The organism is Haoranjiania flava (assembly GCF_025631005.1).
Taxonomy (GTDB): Bacteria; Bacteroidota; Bacteroidia; order Chitinophagales; family Chitinophagaceae; genus Haoranjiania; species Haoranjiania flava.
In genome coordinates this window covers 12,324-33,583 of sequence record NZ_JAOTPL010000023.1, presented here as the reverse complement: position 1 = coordinate 33,583, position 21,260 = coordinate 12,324, and the positions used below count along the sequence as shown (strand labels likewise).

Here is a 21,260-nt window from a genome sequence, read left to right as displayed (position 1 = left end):
TTACTTTTTATAGACCGCACATTAAAAAATTCAGGGAACCCATTCCTAATGATAACTCACAGAGAACTAATATAGATCATTATGTAATACGATATGCCGATGTATTGCTAATGTATGCAGAAGTATTGAACGAATTAAATGATAATGATAAATATACATATATTAACCAGGTAAGACAAAGAGCCGGATTAACTCCACTGGCAAATTTGTCTCAGGAGGCATTTAGAGAACATATGTATTTAGAGCGCGGATGGGAACTTGCACATGAAGGAGACCGAAGATTTGATCTGGTAAGGTGGGGTATATACACTACACGCACACCGCTGTGGAATCCACAGGTGTTTGGAAATATCCAGACTAATAAACATGAATTCTGGCCGATTCCTCAGGGTCAAATTGATATCAACCCCAACCTAACTCAAAATCCAGGATATTAATCTGCATTCATGAATAATAAAAAAACAGAATTCTTATATTAGAGCGGTAAGTTACTCTCAGCACAGAGGTATGTATATGCTAAGTTTACAATAACTATTCTGATCAATTAAAAACATTAGCCGCAAAGCGGCGCACTTAAAATTATGCGAATGAAACACTTATTAAAAATCAATTTATTTTTTATTCTTTTAGCTGCCTCATTATGTTCTTACGGTCAAACGGCCACTATTCCTATTGAAACAAATAATAAAGTTTTAGTACTGCAGGTTTCACAGGACCGCCATCTGGCAATAGCTTATTTCGGCCCTAAATTAAAAAATGCACCGGATTATAAAGCTACGTTATCGCAAAGACGTATGATTGAAGAGGGAGCAACCCGCAACAACCTTGCTTATCTGCCCGCAGGTACCAATACCATGAATGAACCTGCTATCTCGGTAGTGCATGCAGACGGCAATAATTCTCTTGACTTTATCTATCAGAAACATACTACATCCAACACGAATGATGGCGCTGTTTTGACGACTATTACGCTGAAAGATGCCGTATACGATTTTTATGTAGATCTGATGTATAAAGCATGGAAAAATGAAAATGTATTTGAACAATGGTCTGTATTGCGCAACCAGGAAAAAGGAAAAGTAATTTTAAATAAATATGCTTCGGCTAATTTATATTTTTATGAGGATGAATATTATCTTACCAGCTACAATGGCGGCTGGGGAAGAGAATTGCAACCGGCTATTACACCCTTGAAGCAGGGTATACATACCATTTCATCTAAATTGGGCACAAGAGAGAACTTACTTTCTTCGCAAAATTTCATGTTGCACTTCAACGGAAAAGCTACGGAAAATGAAGGCACGGTTATGTTGGGCCAGCTTGCCTGGAATGGTAATTATGATATTGAATTTGAAATTGATAATTATCAGAATCTCAGATTGATCGCCGGTATTAATGCGGGCTACCAGTCAGTTTATGAATTAAAATCAAAAAATAGTTTTGAAACACCCAGGCTGATCTATACACTCTCCACTAATGGTATAGGTGAAGCGAGCCGTAATTTGCAAACCTGGGTAAGAAAACACAACCTGCTTGACGGAGAAGGACAAAGGCTTACCTTGCTAAATAACTGGGAAGCTACCTACTTTGATTTTGATGAACAAAAACTTATAAGCCTGTTTGGCGGCGCCAAAGAATTAGGCGTGAACATGTTTTTGCTGGATGACGGATGGTTTGGCAATAAATATCCCCGCAACGGCGATAATGCCGGCTTAGGCGATTGGCAGGCTAATAAAAAGAAACTGCCCAATGGTGTAGAGAACCTGGTGAAGGAAGCAGAGAAAGCAGGCGTAAAATTCGGGATATGGATAGAACCTGAAATGGTAAATCCTAAAAGTGAATTGTATGAGAAAAAATTGGACTGGGTCATCAGGGAGCCGGCCCGCCCGGAGATATATTTCAGGAACCAACTGGTATTAGACCTCACCAATCCTGAAGTGCAGGACTTTGTGTTCAATGTGGTTGATGAGTTATTCACTAAAAACCCGTCTCTTGCTTTTATCAAGTGGGATTGTAATGCACCTATTTACAATGGACATTCCAAATATCTCGAACGTACAAACCAGCCACAATCGCATCTATATATTGAATATACAAAGGGCTTGGAAAAAGTATTAAAACGTATCAGGAAAAAATATCCAAGCGTGCCCATGATGCTATGCTCGGGCGGCGGCGGCAGAAGCGATTACAATTTATTGCAATATTTTACGGAATTCTGGCCAAGCGATAATACTGATCCGGTAGACAGGATTTTTTTACAATGGAACTATTCTTATTATTATCCTTCTATTGCCGTTTGCAATCACGTTACTAACTGGAGTAGTAAACCGATCAAATACAGGGTAGACGTGGCTTCTATGGGTAAACTAGGCTTTGACATTGTTGTAGGCGAACTGGATAAAGATGAGCTGAAGTTTTGTAAGGAGGCTATAAAAAATTACGATGGTTTCAAAGATGTGGTATGGCATGGAGATATGTACAGGCTACAGGATCCTCATGAAAATAACTATGCTTCACTCATGTATGTAGATGCAAATAAAAGCCGTGCGGTAATGTTTAATTATCTCACCAACTGGCGGTATACGAAGCCCAACCACAGGCCCGTAAAATTGCAGGGCCTTGATCCGCTGCGCAGGTATAAAATTCGTGAAATAAACTTGTATGGTAGTCAAAGATCCAGCGTTACAACCAACGATACATACAGCGGGGATTTCTTAATGCATATAGGTTTTAATCCCGATATACATTCCGGAAGGTCAAGCGTTGTGCTGGAAATAGAAGCAGTTTAATCAGCATACAATAAACCCATCTGCATCTGAAGCATGTTATTCAGCCTGGGTATGAATAGTATTTAGTCATCTCCCTGTGAATTGATAATCGCTCAGCGTTTTTATAAAAGCGATGATATCTTCTTTTTCCTGTTCAGTCATGGGTATCCTGTTGCCGTTTTGTTTTAAAAGAGGGTCCAGGTTTGTGGCATCTTCCACACCCTTGTCAAAATAATCCAGGACTGATTTAAGGGTAGGGAACTGGCCAAAGCTGCCGTAAGGAGCGGTAAATTCAGCGTTCCTTAAGGATGGCACTCTGAAGCTCATGTAATCTTCCGCTATACCTGTAACTCTGCCGCGCCCGCCTTCATTGCTATTGGTGTTTACGGGAAAGCCTACATTCCTGAAACTCTGATCTGTAAACAGTTCTGTACTATGGCAGTCTGCGCATTTGGTTTTGAATGCCTGGTAGCCTCTTGATTCGCTTTCAGTAAATGTTGCGCCTTCATTGCGTTTCACTTTGTCGTACTTGCTGTTGGCAGAGATAAGCGTATATTCGTATTGTGCTATGCTTTTGTATATTCTTTCGGGTGTTATTTTCTCATCGCCAAAAGCACTTGTAAACAGTTTCCTGTATGTTTCGTCATTACTGATTTTATTGATCACTTCCACAATAGAAGAGTTCATTTCTTCGTGTGTAATGATCGGTACCAGTGGTTGTTTCTCCAGTTGCAGTTTGCTGCCGTCCCAGTTGTAAAACTTTAGGAAGATCATATTTTGAATAGGCGGCGTATTGCGCAGGCCAACGCGCCCGTGAATGCCTATGGCTTGTGCATTATTGTCGGCAAATGCATGAGAGGGTATATGGCAGCTCGCACAGGAGATAGTGTTATTGGCGCTGAATCTTTTTTCATGAAAAAGCTTCTCGCCAAGCTCCACGCCGTATTTGGTGGGCATATTTTTAAGCGCTGCTTCATTCAGGGCCGGGAAACCGGCCGGTATGTGCAATGTAAGTTCAGGGTTGTCATATGGCACAGGAGCCGTTGCATCCTTTTGTTTGCAGGATGACAGGATGGTTATGGATACAATAAAAATTGCCGCAATTTTTTTCATAGTTAAACATTAAAACAATAGAAAGAACCGCTGCAGGTCAATGCCGCAGCGGCTCATAGATTTTTGTTTAGTTTTCCACGCTCGTAACGGAGAATATGCCGGTTATGTCGCTGGTGCCGTTGCCGCCGAGATTGTCAACAAACTTTCTCATTTCAATACTGTGATGTATATTCGGAGTTGCATTATCTTCCATGCCATTTCCTGTTTTGAGTTTGATGGTATTGGTTTTGCCGCTCAGCAGTTTGTCAAAGTCGGCTTTAATGTTGATTTTTGGCGCTTTAAAGCCCACGACAGCTATGGTACTTAATGGGAGGGTAATATCCCTGTAGGCATCCACACCCTGTTTCCATGTTGAAGGATCATTTTCCTTTCCGTCAACAGTACTGCCTGTATGTATAGACATTTGTTTATTATCCGTATCATAAAAGCCTTCAATCTTTGTAAAGCGGTAGCCGGTGCCCCATTCCCACATCATCCAGGTTTTATTAGCGCCTGCGGCTGCATAGAATTTCGGAAATTTTACCTCGTCTAAAGTATTCAGTTCTTGTTTTACCCCTAAACCAAATTTTAGCTGTTTGTATTCACCGGAAGGAATATTGGTGAGCACATAATCCAGTGTCTGGGGCTTGGAATGGTCTACAATCGTTGCACCTTTGTCCAGGTCATTGATGTTGTATGGCACTTCCTTGCCTGCAGTTGTTACCAGGCGGATATTGCTGATCACGTATTTTAGTTCTGAAAACCTGTGCACCTGTCCCGATGCGGAAGTGTTCACGGTTGCAGTGGTTGAATTTTTATCGCCCAACACAATAGTTTTGTCTTTAAAAGTATTGTTGAAATGTAAGGTGAGGTTGTTTGCAGCAGGCGTTTTTTCATTCTTGGTACATGCTGAAAATAGGGATATAAAAAGAATAACCTGCAGTAGTTTTTGTAGATTTTGCATTTTGATTTATTTGAAATTTTTTAATTGAAAATTGATTTTTTGTGATGATTAAATATTCGGATTCGGAGGAGGTGCCCATATTTCACGGAATGGTTCTTTGTAAAAAGTGTCTGGATGCATGGATGCAGGTTTGCCGTTCCGGCTGAGCACATTTTCTATTTTTATACTGTATTTAGCAAGAATAAAAATGTCAATTTTTGAATAGTTTATTGTAGCAGTTTCTTTAGCGCCCTGTGCTTTTTGTAATTGTTTTTTCAGGTGGCATGAGCCATGGCATTTGGCTGAAGGGTTATTCTTATTGATGCAGAAAGCTATTTCTATTGCTTCACGGTTCAGCTCAAAGTGCAGCACAATCAATGCCTGCTGAAATGTTATCAGCAAACACAGTGCAGCCATCCATATGCCCAGAGCTTTTTGCATTATCTAAAAACTGAATTTTAAAGACGTGAAAATGTTCCTGCCCATGCGTGGTATGTTCCCCCAGTCGGCATAGGTGCTGTAGTATTCATTCAGCAGGTTCTCAGCGCCTGCCTGAAAGATTATCCTGTAATTTTTTATTGTGAAAGTATAGTCCGCCGAAACATTCCAGACCTTATAAGCAGGTGTTTGATCTTCTCCGTATTCCGGGCTGAAATCCGTTTGCGTTACATCTCCGTTTACGGAGGTTTGTATACCGAATTGCTTATGCATAAAATGCAGCGATGTCTGGTAGGTAAGCGGCCTTATGAAAGGAAGATTGCCTCCCCGTTCGTCGGTAGCGCGTGCATAAGCCAGCATGCCTTTCCAATGCAGGTGCTCCAGGATATTATAGTTTGCATTTACCGATATATTGTAAATACGTGCATAGTCCAGCGATGTATAGCCTTTTACGCCTACTGACTGGTAATTCATGGGGCTGCCAAGACTCAATATTCTCCCGATGATATAGTTTTTTATATGGAAATAGTTTGCCCTGGCTTCTATGCCCGCCTTTTCATGTTTAAAGCCGGCTGATGCATTGAGTTCATAGGATATTTCATTTTTCAGATCAGGATTGCCGATATAATCATACCGGTCAAAGCTGTTGTAGATGTAGTAACCGTAGCCTTCTGAAACTGATGGCGCCCTTTGCCCGTAACCCGCCCCCAGTGAAGCGTTGAAATTATTCAGGTGAAACCGGTACCCTGCATGTAATGCCGGCAACAGGCGGCTTTTTTGTTGGGGCGTTCCCGGGTGGAATATCCAGTTAAACTCTGCATATTTAGAATGGTTGTAGTTCCATCCTAAAGAACCGCCAAGCTGTACCTGGTGGTGCTTTGACAGATCCCATTCATTGTTTATGGCAAGGCTGGCTGCGCGGGTGGTTACCCAGGGCCAGCTGTAGGCAAACATGGTGCGTTTGCTGCGGTCCTGCGGGTACATGCGCATTTCGGCAATAGACAAATTCTGGTAAGCATTCAGCTGTAACTCGGCAACATAGTTGTTTTTTTGGAGGTTTGCTTTGGATACCAGCCCGTAAGTGGTACTCCATCCCGGCATGTCCATATGTACCAGGTTTTCCGGGCGTTTGGTATCGTCCATGTAGTGCTCTATGGCATTAAAATACACTTTCGTATCCCAAACTCTTAATATGCCGTCAATAAATAATTGTTTGTAAGATGCGGATGTGATCAACGCTCTTGACAGCCAAAGATCCATGGGCAGGGCAGGGAAACCAACATCTTTGGCTACATCCAGTATAGCGTCTGCTCTTACTGATGATAACGGGCTTGTCTTATAAGCCAAGCCCAGCGAAGTGTTGAACTTGTTGTATTGCGAATGATTTACTTGGTTGTTATTGCCGTCATAATAGTTGCCTGCTTTACGCAAACCAATGCTGGCATCAGTTACCAGCTTATTGCCGGAGTAAGAAAGATCTGCCAGGTTAAAAAACTGCTTGTTGTTAAACTCAAAACCTGTCTGGTAGTTGCCGTTGAATTTTTTTTCGCGCCCGAAAGGGGTGCTTCTTCTTTGTAAGTCAATGCTGCCGGCAACTGTAGCGCCATGCAGACTTCCCTGCTGGCCGGATTTAATATCTATGGCAGAGAGGTTGTTGCTTTCAACATAAGAAGTTACAGGATCCATTTTGTCTGTGCAGGCGCCGAAAATATGCATGCCGTCGATGGTTATGGTAGAGCGTTCGGTGCTCATATTGTTCAGCAAAGGTTCCCACGCATAAGCCCCGCGCTTGATGAAGCTGATATTGCCTGACGATGCCAGGAACTCATCTACCGAAACTGCCATCTTCATGTCGGTTTCTATTTTCTTTTTGGCAACAGACATGATCTCCACATCAGCCAGTACGTTTACAGTGTCTTTCGGTTGTTGTGTTACCTGCGCCATCGCCGGAAACGTAAAAAATGTAATAAAGCAAAAAATAATTTGTCTTCTCATAATTAAAATAAAGTATCAATGTACAGTTCACTCTTCTTTCCTTCCACGCCCGGTGTAAAATCTTTAGGTACCTCTGTACCCTTGATGATCTTTCCATGCTGGTTCAGCATAATGAAGTTCAGTGTCCAGTTGCCTGTCATGGTGTAATTGACCACACCGTGATATAAGCTGTCGGCGCCTTGTGTAAGATCTTTGTTGTTGGGCGAAGAATGGTTGCCCATAGAAGGTTCGGGCATGCGGGGGTCTAACTGTAGCAGGTAGCCTTTAACTTCGATGTAGGAAAATAGAGGCGGGTTGCCGGAGGTGGTTGTTGTTTTATTGTATTTGTAAATGCCTGCTACCAGCTTGTTTTCGGCAACCTTCGGTTTTTGGGGAGATACTAAAGCAATGATGTATTGCTCATTATCATTACCGGTAAAGCTGGTCATGTTCAGGTTTTTATTTGTTTGTTCTTTCACGGCAACCATTTGCTTTATGCTGTGATTTTTATTGTCGGTTGTAAAGTCTATAAACAGCTCCCAGTTAGCCTTAGCGCTGCTTTCGCTTGTAAAAACTACATAGCCGGAGAAATAGTTTTCTTCTTTTTGATAAACCAATGCATACTTATGCGGGCACGATGTTTTGTTGCCTTCGCTGTCTTGCATCACAGGCAAAAAGTTGATTGCCTTAGGAATGCTTTTGCCTGCGGGCGTATGTTTAATTTTCAGCCTGATTTCGTTATAACCTTTGTACAGCTGGCCGTTCAATGCCTCAATGCTGATGGTATAGCCGTCGCTGCTTAGCTGGCTTACTTCTTTAAATTCATGGTGTTCGGTAACAATTATACTGATCTCAGCTTCGTAGTCTGTCTTTTCCTTGGTGCAGGACATAGCTGCACTACCTATTACAACCAGTAACACTAAAAGTCTTTGCATTTGTATGATTTATGTTTTTGTTGAAATGCCTGCAATTATTTCAGGTGCATGTTCTTTGCAAGCGCTGTTCTTTATAAGTTAATCGTACAGGTGCCCATAATTTGTTTCTTTTGTAGATTAACCTTTATTGCTTCTCCGGATGGAGCGCTTTATGCCAAACTAAGCTGAAACCCGCGTTCTGTCAGGGCTTTGAGCATATTTAATGCAGTTGACACATAATTTATGTGCAGGCAAATAAATAAACTTAATACTTTTCTTAGGGCAGCTGTTTGCAATAATTATCAGCAGGCGGGAGGGCGCAGCAGAGCGCTGTAATAGCTGTAAGTATAATTATTTAAATAATGCAGGTAATGTTTTTCAACAATTGGCTCACTCCATTCGTATAGCGAGGATGCAAAGTTGCTGGGCACATACAGGGAGTTGTATTCTGATACTGCAATCTTGCTTTTGGATTCGTTTTTCTGTTCTTCATCCATCTTTTTAGAAAGCGCACACTTCCCATTACACTTCATCTTTGGTTTATCCTTATTTATACATTGAGCAATGTATTCAGGCAGGTTTATTTCATAATCAGCTACAAGTATATTGAGGTAGAATGATTGAAAAATCATTGCGGCAAGTAACCAATAGGTACTTAGGCGTGTTATCATCCTGGTGTTTCTCATTTCAGTATCGGCCCAAATATACAGAAAGATTTGTTGTTGCAAACTGCTTTCATGCTATTTTCCTAAAAAATTACACAAAACTGGCAGCAGGTTACAGGCTGATATTGTGCAGGTTTTTTATTTCTGCCATTACAAATGTACTTTGCGTGCTGCCAATGCTGTTGACAGAGCCTAATTTATTAAAAACAAAATCCTGGTAGTGCTTCATGCTCCTGGCATAAACTTTCAACAGGAAATCATATTCGCCTGATATGTTGTAGCATTCCACCACTTCATCAATCGTCAAAATATCGTTCACGAATTTGTGGCCAATGCTTTTGTCATGTGTTTTCAGTTTTATATTACAAAAGACAATAAATCCATGATTTAATTTCTCTGCATCTAACAGGGCAACATATTTTTTTATATAGCCTTCCCGCTCCAGCCGCTTTAAGCGCTCAAATACCGGAGAGGGTGAGAGATTGACCTTTGCAGCGAGTTCTTTTATGGTAAAGCCTGAGTTTTTACTTACAGTTCTTAATAAGTTCAGGTCGGTATTGTCTAATTCCTGCATAGAATATTGTTCTTTAAACTGCCCATAAATCATTTTCACGAAGGATAATATGCTTCTTAAAATTCTATTTTAGAATATTATCCTCAATAATTGCGAATATAAGGAAATAATATTTTGTACCTGTAGTTTTGGTACGGCGAATTATCACAAACCAACGCTAACATTCACCGCAAGCATTGAAAAGCATTTTTTGTTTAAAACTAAATATAAGCACATGCAGACACACAACCTGGGCTATCCGCGTATAGGAGCCCAACGCGAATTAAAGAAGGCCTGTGAGCAATACTGGTCGGGAAAGATCAGCTATGAACAACTTGAGCAAACCGGGAAAAATATCCGCCTTGAGAACTGGAAAATTCAAAAACAAGCCGGTATTGATATCATCCCCTGCAACGATTTCTCTTTTTACGACCAGGTACTGGATATGACACTCACTACCGGCGCCATTCCCGAACGTTATGCTGATATCGCTATGCGCCCCGATCTTTACTTTGCTATGGCCAGAGGCTGTCAGGAACACGGCATTGATATTACAGCCATGGAAATGACCAAATGGTTTGATACCAACTATCACTACCTGGTGCCTGAGTTTTTGAAAAACCAGCAGTTTACGCTTAACTCCAACAAAATTTTCAATGAATTTGCAGAAGCAAAGGCGCTCGGCATTAACGCCAAACCGGTGATCATCGGGCCGGTTAGCTACCTGTTGCTGGGAAAAGAGAAAGAAGCAAATTTTGATAAAATAGATTTAGTAGAAAACCTGCTGCCTGTTTACCTTCAGATTTTGTCGAAGTTAGGAACACAGGGTGCGGAATATATACAGTTTGATGAGCCGTTTCTTACTATGGCTTTAAACCACAAAGAGAAAACAGCGTATGAATTTGTTTACCGCCAGATCCGGAAAAAATTCCCCGATCTTAAATTTATCATAGCTACGTATTTCGGGGGCCTTCAGGACAATCTTGCACTCGCAGTAAACTTGCCTGCGGATGTGCTGCATATAGACTTAGTGCGGGATGCCGGGCAACTGGAAAATGTGCTGAAAGCAATTCCTGCTCATTTGCGCCTTTCCTTAGGCATCGTAGACGGCAGGAATATCTGGAAAAATGATTTTCAGAAATCACTTAACTTCATACAACAAGCTGCAGAGGCCTTAGGACATGAAAGGTTGTTGCTGGCGCCATCCTGCTCCCTATTACATACACCCTGCGATCTGAACCTGGAAAAATCGCTCGATGCGGAGATCAGGAACTGGCTTGCATTTGCAAGGCAAAAGATAGATGAACTGGTTACACTTAAAGCAATTGCAACCGGCAGCACGGAAGAAAAGATCGTTTCGCGTTTACAAGAAAATACCAGGGCGGTGGAGTCAAGAAAAACTTCTGTCCGCATTCACAATCCCGCAGTGCAGCGCAGGGTGCAATCCATAGATCAGCACTATTCCCGCAGGAAGAGCGCCTTTGCCATTCGCAAGGCTGAACAGCAAAGGATTCTGAAGCTTCCCTTATTTCCGGCTACCACCATCGGTTCGTTTCCCCAGACCGCGGAAGTAAGGTCATGGCGGGCTAAATTCAAAAAAGGGCTGATCACTGCCGCTGAATATGACAGCCTGCTGAAAGAAGAAACCAAAAGAGTTATTGAGTGGCAGGAGCAGATCGGGCTGGACGTGTTGGTGCACGGCGAGTTTGAGAGAAATGATATGGTTGAATACTTTGGCGAAAGGCTCGAAGGTTTCACCTTCACCACCAACGGCTGGGTACAGAGCTATGGCAGCCGTTGCGTAAAACCTCCTGTAATTTTCGGAGATGTTCACCGGAGCCGGGCAATGACGGTGTACTGGTCAGAATATGCACAATCGCTGACAACCAAACTGGTCAAAGGAATGCTCACCGGACCTGTAACTATTCTGCAATGGTCGTTTGTGCGCGACGATCAGCCCAGAGCGCAGACCTGCCGCCAGATCGCTTTAGCCATACGTGATGAAGTGGCCGACCTGGAAAATGCCGGTATAAAGGTGATACAAATTGATGAGCCTGCCATACGTGAAGGCCTGCCTTTGAGAAAAACAGACTGGGATGCGTATTTACATTGGGCGGTGGAATGTTTCAGGATTGCAGCTTCGGTTGTCAAAGACAGTACCCAGATACACACGCACATGTGCTACTCGGAGTTCAACGACATCATCAAGCACATTGCAGCCATGGATGCAGATGTGATCACCATAGAATGTTCGCGTTCGCAAATGGAACTGCTGGATGCATTTGCAGCGTTTCACTATCCCAACGATATAGGCCCCGGTGTGTATGATATTCATTCTCCCCGCGTGCCTTCGAAAGACGAAATGGTGGCATTGCTGGAAAAAGCACAGGCTGTAATTCCCGCTGAACAATTATGGGTAAACCCGGATTGCGGTTTAAAAACCCGCCACTGGCCCGAGACGGAGAGGGCTCTTAAAGCGATGATAGAAGCAGTCACCGCAATGAGAGCAGGAGTAGCCGCAACATCTTAGCAATAGTTTTTAGCGGAAAGCAGGGTGTCAAAATTTTGATGCCCGCTTTTTGCTGCACATGGGTATGTGTGCAGCTGATCATTCGAAATGCGTAATAGGAGCCAATTACAGGCAGGCCAAAGCCAACTTTTGCATATTGTGAAAAGTAAAATGGAAACGTATTAAGATTACTTGGATTTACTATATTTGATACAACAAGGTAACTGAATATAAAATTAGCTTTTTTGCTAAGATTGTCACAGCAATTTATTTAAAATAAAGTGGCGGACACTGATACATATTTTACGATTAAAAAGCCTGATAACCCGTTGCTTAGAAGTATCGTGGAATATTACTTTTATATCGATGCCTCAGTGTCAGAAATGATTAGCGGAGCTGAATTTATAATACCGTTTCCCCGGGTAACATTTGGTTATCTCTTTGACCATCCATTCAGGGTAATTAACCATACATTAAATGAAACCGTATTGGCAGAGATTGCCATATCAAGAATTTCTACACAAAAAATAACCGTAGAGCCCTCTACCGAAAGGATAAAAATTCTTGGAGCACATGTAAAACCTTTTGGGTTGGCGCACTTTACTAAGGTGCCTATAAACTCCCTGCCCTGGATAATCAATACAAAAGCGCTGTTCGGAAGTATTGCCAATAAGTTTTTGCGAAAAGTAAATGCCTGCCGGGATACAGAGTCGATGTTCCATGAAGTGGAGGCTGTATTTTTAGATAATATCCTTGCCCGGGATTTATCACTTATCACAAAGGCAATTGAACTGATCGAGATAAACGCTGCACATCTTGAAATTACAGAATTGTCCCAGCTGTTGGCTGTTTCAGACCGAACAATACGCAACCACTTCTATGATTACATTGGTTGTTCGCCGAAGGAATATCTTCGTATTGTGAAGCTGAAACAGATTGCTTTTCAGATGAAGCATTCTGAAAGCTCACTCACACACATTGCCTACGATAACAATTATTTTGACCAGGCACATTTTATTCGTGAGGTAAAAGACATTACAGGGCAAACACCTAACCGATTACGCAAGCAAATCCCCAGTTTCCGTTTTTTACAATTTTAAGCTCCGTTCGATTCCGAACTTTGTACTGTCATAAAAAGGAAAACAGGATGAGACTCATAATTATATTAATGGTATCACTATTACAATAGGCGGTATTTCTTCAGGCCATAATACGAAAAGGGAAAAGGAATTTCCGAATAACAAAGGATTAGCATAGTAAATGCTCATTCCTTTTCAGAGTTACAGCGCAACCAGCAAGAACCTTAAAGCAGATTCAGCCTGTCAATCTGATTGCAGCAACAGATTTATTAGTTGGATAATAAGAAGGCAACCATACATATGAAATCAACCTTTTAAATTAACAGTTATGGAACGAAAGACCATCTTAAAGGCACATTTTATCGCTACGATCATAGCAGGATTGACAATTGTAACTTTTTTCAGCTTATCCTTACTTGCAGAAATAAGGGCAGATATTGAATTCATTAAGGCTGTCAAAACATTTATCCTATATGCGCTTCCTATAATGATTATAGCAATGCCAATGCTAAAGATTACAGGGGATAAATTGGCAGGTAGATCCATCAATCCGATCATTTTGGCAAAGAAAAGAAGAATGAACTTCATAATTGTAAATGGGGTAGGCTTAATAATATTGGCCGTATTCCTGTACTATCATTCACATTTCCAAGCAATAGATCATGTTTTTCTTATTGCACAAATAGCAGAATTGGCGTTGGGTCTGTGTAATCTCGTATTGATTGCCCTCAACACAAAAAGTGGTATGCAGCTTTCGGGAAAACTAAAACGATAAGTACTATCAGTTATTTTACAATGAAAACAAATGTAAGAACCACCTTGGATACCGGTAACTACTAAGGTTTTCAGCTTACCTCGGTAGGTTCGTTGCCTGCTACCTTCCATTCTTTTATAAACTTCCACTACTTAGACATTTGTAAATAACCTACGTGTGCAACCAGTGCAGGGGAAGGCACTCTTATTAAAGCCACAGCCACACCAGGATTATAAAACCCTTTCTGTAAAACTTTTACATTATTTTAGGGGATTTTATTAAATTTTGTCTCTTATTTATAAAAGAGACATTAGTTAGTATGTAATATGGAGAAATTGTTGGATGACTGAGGCTTTACAAATAAAATTTTACATAGAGCAAATTGCATTACATAGCGATATAGAAGCGTTTGAGAAACTTTTCTATTGTTACTATAAACGATTGAAAAATTTTGCCTATGCTATATTGAAAAGCTCTCAGCTGGCAGAGGAGGCATCATCAGATGTGTTTGTTATTTTATGGAAGAACAGGGCTCATCTCATTGAAATAGAAAATATCAACAGCTACCTGTACGTAGCTACCAGGAATGTGGCGCTCAGGATGTTGCAGAGAGAAAAAAAAGAATTGTTTTTTGATATTGACCTTGTTAATGAAAATCTTGTCAGTTCATCTGCAGATACACCCGAAAAAATACTTTTAAATAACGAAATAATCAATCGCCTGGATGGTGCCATCGATACATTACCCCCTCGCTGCAAACTCATTTATAAACTCGCAAAACATGACGGGCTGAAACTAAAAGAAATTGCCGATATCCTGAATATATCGGTAAAAACTGTAGATGCTCAACTAGCTATAGCTGTTAAAAGAATTACACAGTCAATAAGACTTTCATTCTTGGAACAAAACAAATAATCAGTATCTCAAAACTTAAAATATGCACCCGGTACCAGACAGAATTTGGCATTTATTAAGCAGGTATCTTACCAACGAAGTCACGATGGAAGAGCAGAGAGAGATGGAAGCTTTTTTGCGCGACAATCCTGAAACGGCCTGCCAGTTTGAGATACATGTAGCCTACTTTGATAATAGCAGGAGAAGAACGGAAATAACAACTGAAGACAAGCACGCTTGGGAACTGCTGCTGAAAAAGATACAACAAGCCAGCCCTGAAGATTTTACAAAATGGCAGCATCAGCCTCAAAGAAAGACGGGCATTATCCGGAAAGCCAAAAGGTTGTACATAGCAGCTGCGGTTGTACTTCTCTTTGTTATTGCAGTATTTTATATCTCTGCACCGCACAGGTATGTGCCTTTGTTGGCAAAAAATAATGTTGAATATAAGACATCACACGGCGAAAAAACACGCCTGACACTTCCAGATGGTAGTGTTGTATGGTTAAACGGTAATAGCCGCATTGCTTACAATCGAGATTTCGGTAAGCACAACAGGGAAGTAACGTTAGTAGGAGAAGCATTCTTTGATGTGGTACACAAGGCGGAACTCCCTATGGTGGTGCATGCAGGTATGATTGATGTAAAAGTAAAAGGCACGGCATTTAATATAAATTCTTATCCTGAAAACAACAAAATAGAAACTTCACTCATCCGTGGATCTGTAGAACTCGCCGTGGCGGGACAAACAGGAGATAAGAAAAAAATCCTGATGAAGCCGGATGAAAAAGTGGTGATAGATACCAGGAGTTTGATTGCTACTGCAGCCCAAAACAGCGCCCAGGTTAAGATCATTAAATTCAAGATAGACACCTTGCAGGTAGAGACCAATAGTGGTCTTATACCCGAGGTAGCATGGATAGAGAATAAACTGGTATTTAACAGTGAAAACTTTGCCAATGTAGCCAGGAAAATGGAGCAATGGTACAATGTAGAGATCAGGATCAGTAATTCTTCACTGATGTATGAAAAATTTACAGGCGTATTTCATACGGAAACCTTGAAAGAAGCACTTGACGCTTTAAAAATGACATATCATTTCAACTATACAATAAATAAAAATAAAGTAATCATTGAATAAAAATGAAAATTATGCATAAAACTTAACCCCTGTAAAAAAGGAGATGCGCCAACATCTCCTCCTTAAAATGAAATAAGGCTGTAGAAAATTAATTATTCCCTATTACATTAATCATTATCAAAGTTATGGAAAAAAGGTATATACCTGTAAAAAAGTTATTCCTGATTATGAAACTTTTTATTATGCTAATGACAGTATTTTGTTTACATGCGGGAGCCGCAGGACTGGCGCAAAATACCATCACTTTAGCCGCAAAAAACACAGAATTGTCTAAACTGTTTTCTATGATACAGCAGCAAACCGACTACCGGTTTTTGTATCATGAGGATGCAGCAGTTATGTCGCTCAAGAAAAATATAGATGTGAAAGCCGCATCGATTGAAAACGTTATGGGCCGCATATTGCAAGGTACAGGCTTGAGCTACAATATCGTGAATAAAAACCTGGTAGTAATAAAGACAGCACAAGCTGCACGTGCCAGCGATCTGTCAAATGCCCGCCAACAACGCATCATCAGAGGAGTGGTCACCAATGACAAAGGCGAGCCTTTGTCGGGAGCAGCTGTGATACAAAAAGGTACAACCCTGGGCGTGCTTACCAATGAAGCGGGAGAATTTTCCATAAATGTGCCCGTAGGAGCTGAGTTGGAAATATCTTTTGCCGGTCACGTAACCCTGACCGTGCAGGCAACCGAAGATAGTATGAAAATAGTATTGCAAGCCAGGGAAAATATGGATGATGTGGTAATTGTGGCTTATGGTACGCAGAAGAAACAGGAGGTAGTAGGCGCAATGACCACTATCAATCCCGGTGATTTAAAAGTTCCTTCATCAAACTTAACAACCGCTTTGGCCGGTCGTTTAGCGGGTGTTATCGCCTACCAGAGAAGTGGTGAGCCTGGAGAGGATAATGCCGAATTTTTCATAAGAGGTGTTACTTCCTTCGGAACGGGCAAAAAAGATCCGTTGATACTTATTGATGGTATAGAGCTTACTGTCAGAGATCTGGCACGTATGTCACCAGACGACATTGAAAGTTTTTCTATTATGAAAGATGCCACATCAACAGCTTTATACGGGGCAAGAGGCGCCAACGGTGTTATTTTAGTAACTACCAAACAGGGTAGAAGAGGCAAAGCTACCATTAACCTGCGCGCAGAGAACTCATGGTCTTCGCCCACAACAAATGTTGAATTGGCCGACCCGGTTACTTATATGAAAATGTACAACTATGCCCAGGTTTCCAGGAACCCGTTGGCTGATCCGTTTTTTACACAGGAAAAAATAGATGCTACTGCAGAAGGCCTTCACCCGTTAATATATCCGGCAGTAGACTGGCGCAAAATGCTCTTCAAAAAAAATACCATCAATCAAAGAGCCAACATGAGCGTAAGTGGCGGCGGTGATGTGGCCAGGTATTATGTTACTGCATCCTATGCAAAGGACAATGGTATATTGAACGTAGATAAAAGAAACAATTTCAACAGCAACATTAAGCTGAATACATACACCTTAAGATCAAACGTAAACATCAATCTTACCAAAACAACTGAATTGATCGTGAGGCTGAATGGCGCCTTTGATGATTATCGTGGCCCCATTGATGGCGGTGCTCAGGTATACAGCGATGTGATGCGCTCGAGCCCCGTGCTATTCCCGGCTTACTTTCCTAAAGATAGCGCTCGATGGTATGTACAGCATATTATGTTTGGCTACCCGGCTTCAGGCGCAATACAACCGGGAGGAAGCTCTATAAACCCGTATGCCAATATGGTAAGAGGATATAAGGATTACAGCAGGTCTTTTATGTCTGCGCAATTAGAAGTAAAACAAAGATTGGATTTTATCACCGAAGGATTAAGGTTTCGTACTTTGTTTAATACCAACCGCAGTTCATTCTTCGACGTGGTAAGAGGATACACACCTTTCAGGTATTATATTTCAGAATTTGACAGGTATAGCGGCGATTATACTTTGCAGGTTCAGAATCCTACGGGTGGTACAGAATACCTTACTTATTCAGAACCTACTAAAACAATAGCTTCTTCTTTTTATTGGGAAACTGCTTTCGACTATGGAAGAGTATTTCATCAAAAGCACAGCATTAGCGGCTTACTGGTAGGTGTAATAAGGCAATCACTCGTAGGCAATAGCGGCAGCCTGCAGCTTTCATTGCCGTCAAGAAACATCGGGTTGTCCGGAAGGGCTACTTATGCTTATGATTCGCGTTATGCAGCTGAGTTTAACTTCGGTTACAATGGCTCTGAACGTTTTTATAAAGATAAAAGAATGGGCTTCTTTCCTTCAGCCGGCGTTGCGTGGACGGTGTCTAACGAAAAGTTCTGGGAAAGACTCTCCAAAACGGTTAACTTATTCAAGTTAAGGGCTACCTATGGCCTGGTAGGCAATGACCAGATCGGCCGTACCGAGGACAGGTTCTTCTATTTGTCCGAAGTAAATATGAATGATGGCGACAGAGGCATGACTTTTGGGTACGACGGCGGCAACAGCCTGAGTGGCGTTTCTGTAAACCGCTTCCCTAATTTTGATATTACCTGGGAAACCGCCTATAAATCAAACTTTGGTGCAGAGCTAAGTTTATTCAATAATAAAATCAAGATCCTTGCCGATTATTATACTGAGAACAGGAAAAACATTTTACTTTCTCGCCCCGAAATACCGCAGACATTGGGCGTGTCTACAACCATCTATGCCAATAGCGGTAAAGGATCGGGCAGGGGATTAGATGTATCTGTTGATTACGCACACCAGTTCAACGAGAATTTAGGATTGGTAATGAGGGGAAATTATACCTATGCTACCACCAAAGTTACTTATTATCCGCAGGTTGATTACGGAGATAATTGGTGGCGTTACCGCGAGGGATATCCCTTCAGCCAAAACTGGGCATATATAGCCGAAAGATTATTTATTGATGAAAGTGATGTAAGAAACAGCCCGCCCCAAGACTTTGGTACACCTGTTATTGGTGGCGATATTAAATATAGAGACATCAATAATGATGGTATTATTAATGAGTATGATAAGGTTGCTACAGGATTTCCTGAAACGCCGGAAATCATTTATGGATTCGGTTTCTCTCTGATATATAAAGGGTTTGATTTTTCTTCTTTCTTCCAGGGATTGGCTAATGAATCGTTCTGGATGCGGCCTGCCTATTTGCAACCTTTTTATCAGAATCACCAGGTATTAAAAGTCTTTGCAGATGATTATTACAATCCTGACAATCCAAACCCCTACGCCTTATACCCCAGGTTAAGTATTGCAGAAAGTAAAAACAATAATCAATACAGTACATGGTGGTTAAGAAGCGGTGCATTCCTGCGTTGGAAACAGGCAGAGATAGGCTATACGTTTCCTGAAAGATGGACCAAAAAAGCCAAAATGTCAAAGCTAAGGATTTATGGTAATGGTACCAATCTAATGCTGCTGAGCGATTTTAAACTCTGGGATGTGGAAATGGGTGGCAGGGATGCCGGTTTAGGATACCCGCTTCAGCGCGTGTTTAATGTAGGATTACAAGCTAATTTTTAATCAAAAAAGAAAATAAAAATGCGTAAAATAATTATAGCTGTTTTAATATCTTTTACCGGGTTGTTCTGGTTGTCATGCAGCAAGTATCTTGATATTGTTCCTGATAATATTGCTACTATAGATTATGCATTCCGCCTCAGGGAAACCGCAAAAAAGTACCTGTATACCTGTTACTCCAGCCTGGTAGAATTCGGCAGCATGTCTCACAGTCCCGGTTTGATGACTGGTGACGAACTCTGGCTACCCAATTATCCTTTTAATGACGGGCCAACAGATTATGCCTGGGAGATAGCACGCGGTATACAAAGCAGCAGCTCTCCCAACCTGAATTATTGGAGTGAATGGAACGGAAAAGATGCCTGGAGAAGTATAAGGGACTGTAACATCTTTTTGGATAACATACAGAAAGTGCCTGATATGGAAGAGCAGGAAAAAATACAATGGGCAGCAGAAGTAAAGTTTTTAAAAGCTTATTACCACTTTTTTCTTATTACCATGTATGGGCCCATACCGGTGGTAAAAAACAACCTGGAAGTAAGCGCCGACCCCGAAAGTATGAAGGTTTCACGGATGCCGCTGGACTCGGCCTTTAATTATATAGAGCAATTGATAGATGAAGCTGCAGTTGACCTTCCTGATAGAGTGGCAGATGATAATGCTGAACTCGGAAGAATAACCAGGCCCATTGCCCTGGCTATGAAAGCAAAAATAATGGTATATGCTGCCAGCCCTCTATTTAACGGCAATAAAGATTATTCCGGCTTTAAAAACGATGAAGGGCAGGAACTCTTCAACCCGGTTTAGGACGAAAATAAATGGGTGAAGGCTGCAACTGCGTGCAAAGAAGCTATTGATGTCTGCGAGGCTATCGGCTTTTCCTTATATCGTTTTATTCCGCCCACCTTGTTATCCTTTGGTCCGCAATCTTTAAAGAAAATAGAGCTGCGAAGCGTCATGACCGAAAAATGGAACCAGGAAATTATATGGGCCTACAGAGGAGGTACCAATGATCTGCAAATCCAGGCTACTATTAAGGGTTTAGATCCAAACTTCTTCGGAAACCCTGTGCCGCGCGGTAACCTGGGAGTACCCATGAAAATAGCGTACAAGTTTTACACAAAGAATGGCGTACCTATCAATGAAGACAAGACCTGGTCATTTATCAATCGTTATAACCTGCGTACGGCTACGGCCAATGATAAATTTTATCTGAAAGAGGGATATACTACTGCAGCGTTCAATTTTGACAGGGAACCCCGCTTTTATGCAGACTTGGCATTTGACGGTTCTATTTGGGAAGCCCAGGGAAAGACCAATGATAATGAACCATTTTACGTGCAGGCAAAATTCGGTCAAACACATGGCAAGAAAGGTAATGCGTTGCATAGTATCACAGGTTACTGGCCTAAAAAGTTGGTACATTATTCCAGTACGCTTAACGCAAATACTTACCCCCTTAAAGGATATACTTTCCCGGTGATGCGCTTATCTGATTTATACCTGCTATACGCGGAAGCGCTTAACGAAGCTTACGGCCCCTCTGACGAGGCATATATGTATGTAAATAGGATTCGTGAAAGGGCTATGCTGCCAACTGTTCAGGATGCATGGACTAATTTTTCAGTAAGACCGGAAAAATATACTACCAAAGACGGCTTCAGGGAAATTATACAAAATGAAAGAACTATAGAGCTTGCTTTTGAAAGTCAGCGCATTTTTGATTTAAAAAGATGGAAAACAGCACCTGAAGAACTGAATGAAAGTATTAACGGTTGGGATATGGATCAGGAAAATATACAGGCTTACTACAGGGAAAAGCAGTACTTCCAAATGAGCTTTTCTTTGAAAGATTATTTCTGGCCCATACCTCAAAATGACCTGCTGCGAAATAAGCGCATTAAACAAATACCCGGATGGGATTAATTTTTTAAATAACTCTGAATATGAAGTATCCTAACCCTTAGCATTAAGGCGATGATTTA

At 41.3% G+C, this 21,260-nt stretch carries 17 protein-coding genes; 10 read left to right on the top strand and 7 right to left on the bottom strand.

What is annotated here, in order from left to right; translation table 11 throughout:
• The coding region (locus OD355_RS12495; protein WP_263038826.1) for a RagB/SusD family nutrient uptake outer membrane protein at positions 1–437 on the top strand (437 nt) is incomplete at its 5' end.
• A gap of 150 nt (positions 438–587) precedes the next feature.
• A complete protein-coding gene (locus tag OD355_RS12490) occupies positions 588–2,789 on the top strand; it encodes an alpha-galactosidase (RefSeq protein WP_263038825.1) in 2,202 nt (733 codons plus the stop codon).
• Between the two features lie 66 nt (positions 2,790–2,855).
• Here the strand turns inward: OD355_RS12490 and OD355_RS12485 are convergent, their stop codons facing one another.
• The 7 genes from OD355_RS12485 to OD355_RS12455 form a co-directional block, all read right to left on the bottom strand.
• Positions 2,856–3,881, bottom strand: a complete 1,026-nt coding sequence (locus tag OD355_RS12485) for a cytochrome-c peroxidase (protein ID WP_263038824.1) — start codon at positions 3,879–3,881, stop codon at positions 2,856–2,858.
• A gap of 67 nt (positions 3,882–3,948) precedes the next feature.
• Entirely contained in the window at positions 3,949–4,824 is an 876-nt protein-coding gene (locus OD355_RS12480; protein ID WP_263038823.1) for an MbnP family protein, read from the bottom strand.
• A 48-nt stretch (positions 4,825–4,872) separates the two neighbouring features.
• On the bottom strand, positions 4,873–5,244 hold the full coding sequence (locus OD355_RS12475; protein WP_263038822.1) for a hypothetical protein: 372 nt from the start codon (positions 5,242–5,244) through the stop codon (positions 4,873–4,875).
• A gap of 3 nt (positions 5,245–5,247) precedes the next feature.
• Positions 5,248–7,185 carry a TonB-dependent receptor plug domain-containing protein gene (locus OD355_RS12470; RefSeq protein WP_263038821.1) on the bottom strand — a complete coding sequence of 646 codons (1,938 nt, stop codon included), beginning with the start codon at positions 7,183–7,185 and terminating at the stop codon, positions 5,248–5,250.
• Between the two features lie 53 nt (positions 7,186–7,238).
• A complete protein-coding gene (locus tag OD355_RS12465) occupies positions 7,239–8,150 on the bottom strand; it encodes a FixH family protein (RefSeq protein ID WP_263038820.1) in 912 nt (303 codons plus the stop codon).
• 281 nt (positions 8,151–8,431) lie between these two features.
• Positions 8,432–8,761 (bottom strand): hypothetical protein, encoded by a 330-nt coding sequence (locus OD355_RS12460; RefSeq protein ID WP_263038819.1) that lies wholly within the window; start codon positions 8,759–8,761, stop codon positions 8,432–8,434.
• 145 nt (positions 8,762–8,906) lie between these two features.
• Positions 8,907–9,368 carry an Lrp/AsnC family transcriptional regulator gene (locus OD355_RS12455; RefSeq protein ID WP_263038818.1) on the bottom strand — a complete coding sequence of 154 codons (462 nt, stop codon included), beginning with the start codon at positions 9,366–9,368 and terminating at the stop codon, positions 8,907–8,909.
• A gap of 214 nt (positions 9,369–9,582) precedes the next feature.
• Here OD355_RS12455 and metE point away from each other — a divergent pair, with 214 nt between their 5' ends.
• The 8 genes from metE (at position 9,583) to OD355_RS12415 (ending at position 21,201) form a co-directional block, all read left to right on the top strand.
• A complete protein-coding gene (gene metE / locus OD355_RS12450) occupies positions 9,583–11,877 on the top strand; it encodes a 5-methyltetrahydropteroyltriglutamate--homocysteine S-methyltransferase (RefSeq protein ID WP_263038817.1) in 2,295 nt (764 codons plus the stop codon).
• Positions 11,878–12,137: 260 nt separating this feature from the next.
• Complete coding sequence (locus OD355_RS12445) at positions 12,138–12,956, top strand: helix-turn-helix domain-containing protein (RefSeq protein WP_263038816.1); 819 nt, start codon at positions 12,138–12,140, stop codon at positions 12,954–12,956.
• 307 nt (positions 12,957–13,263) lie between these two features.
• Positions 13,264–13,710: a hypothetical protein gene (locus OD355_RS12440; protein WP_263038815.1), complete on the top strand. Its 447-nt coding sequence runs from the start codon at positions 13,264–13,266 to the stop codon at positions 13,708–13,710.
• Between the two features lie 321 nt (positions 13,711–14,031).
• Positions 14,032–14,604: an RNA polymerase sigma-70 factor gene (locus OD355_RS12435; RefSeq protein WP_263038814.1), complete on the top strand. Its 573-nt coding sequence runs from the start codon at positions 14,032–14,034 to the stop codon at positions 14,602–14,604.
• A gap of 22 nt (positions 14,605–14,626) precedes the next feature.
• Complete coding sequence (locus tag OD355_RS12430; RefSeq protein ID WP_263038813.1) at positions 14,627–15,724, top strand: FecR family protein; 1,098 nt, start codon at positions 14,627–14,629, stop codon at positions 15,722–15,724.
• A gap of 188 nt (positions 15,725–15,912) precedes the next feature.
• The gene (locus OD355_RS12425; RefSeq protein ID WP_263038812.1) at positions 15,913–19,278 is read left to right on the top strand and encodes a TonB-dependent receptor; all 3,366 of its coding nucleotides are present in this window, start codon (positions 15,913–15,915) and stop codon (positions 19,276–19,278) included.
• Between the two features lie 18 nt (positions 19,279–19,296).
• Positions 19,297–20,082, top strand: a complete 786-nt coding sequence (locus tag OD355_RS12420) for a RagB/SusD family nutrient uptake outer membrane protein (protein ID WP_263038811.1) — start codon at positions 19,297–19,299, stop codon at positions 20,080–20,082.
• A 15-nt stretch (positions 20,083–20,097) separates the two neighbouring features.
• Entirely contained in the window at positions 20,098–21,201 is a 1,104-nt protein-coding gene (locus OD355_RS12415) for a RagB/SusD family nutrient uptake outer membrane protein (RefSeq protein WP_263038810.1), read from the top strand.
• Positions 21,202–21,260 lie beyond the last annotated feature (59 nt).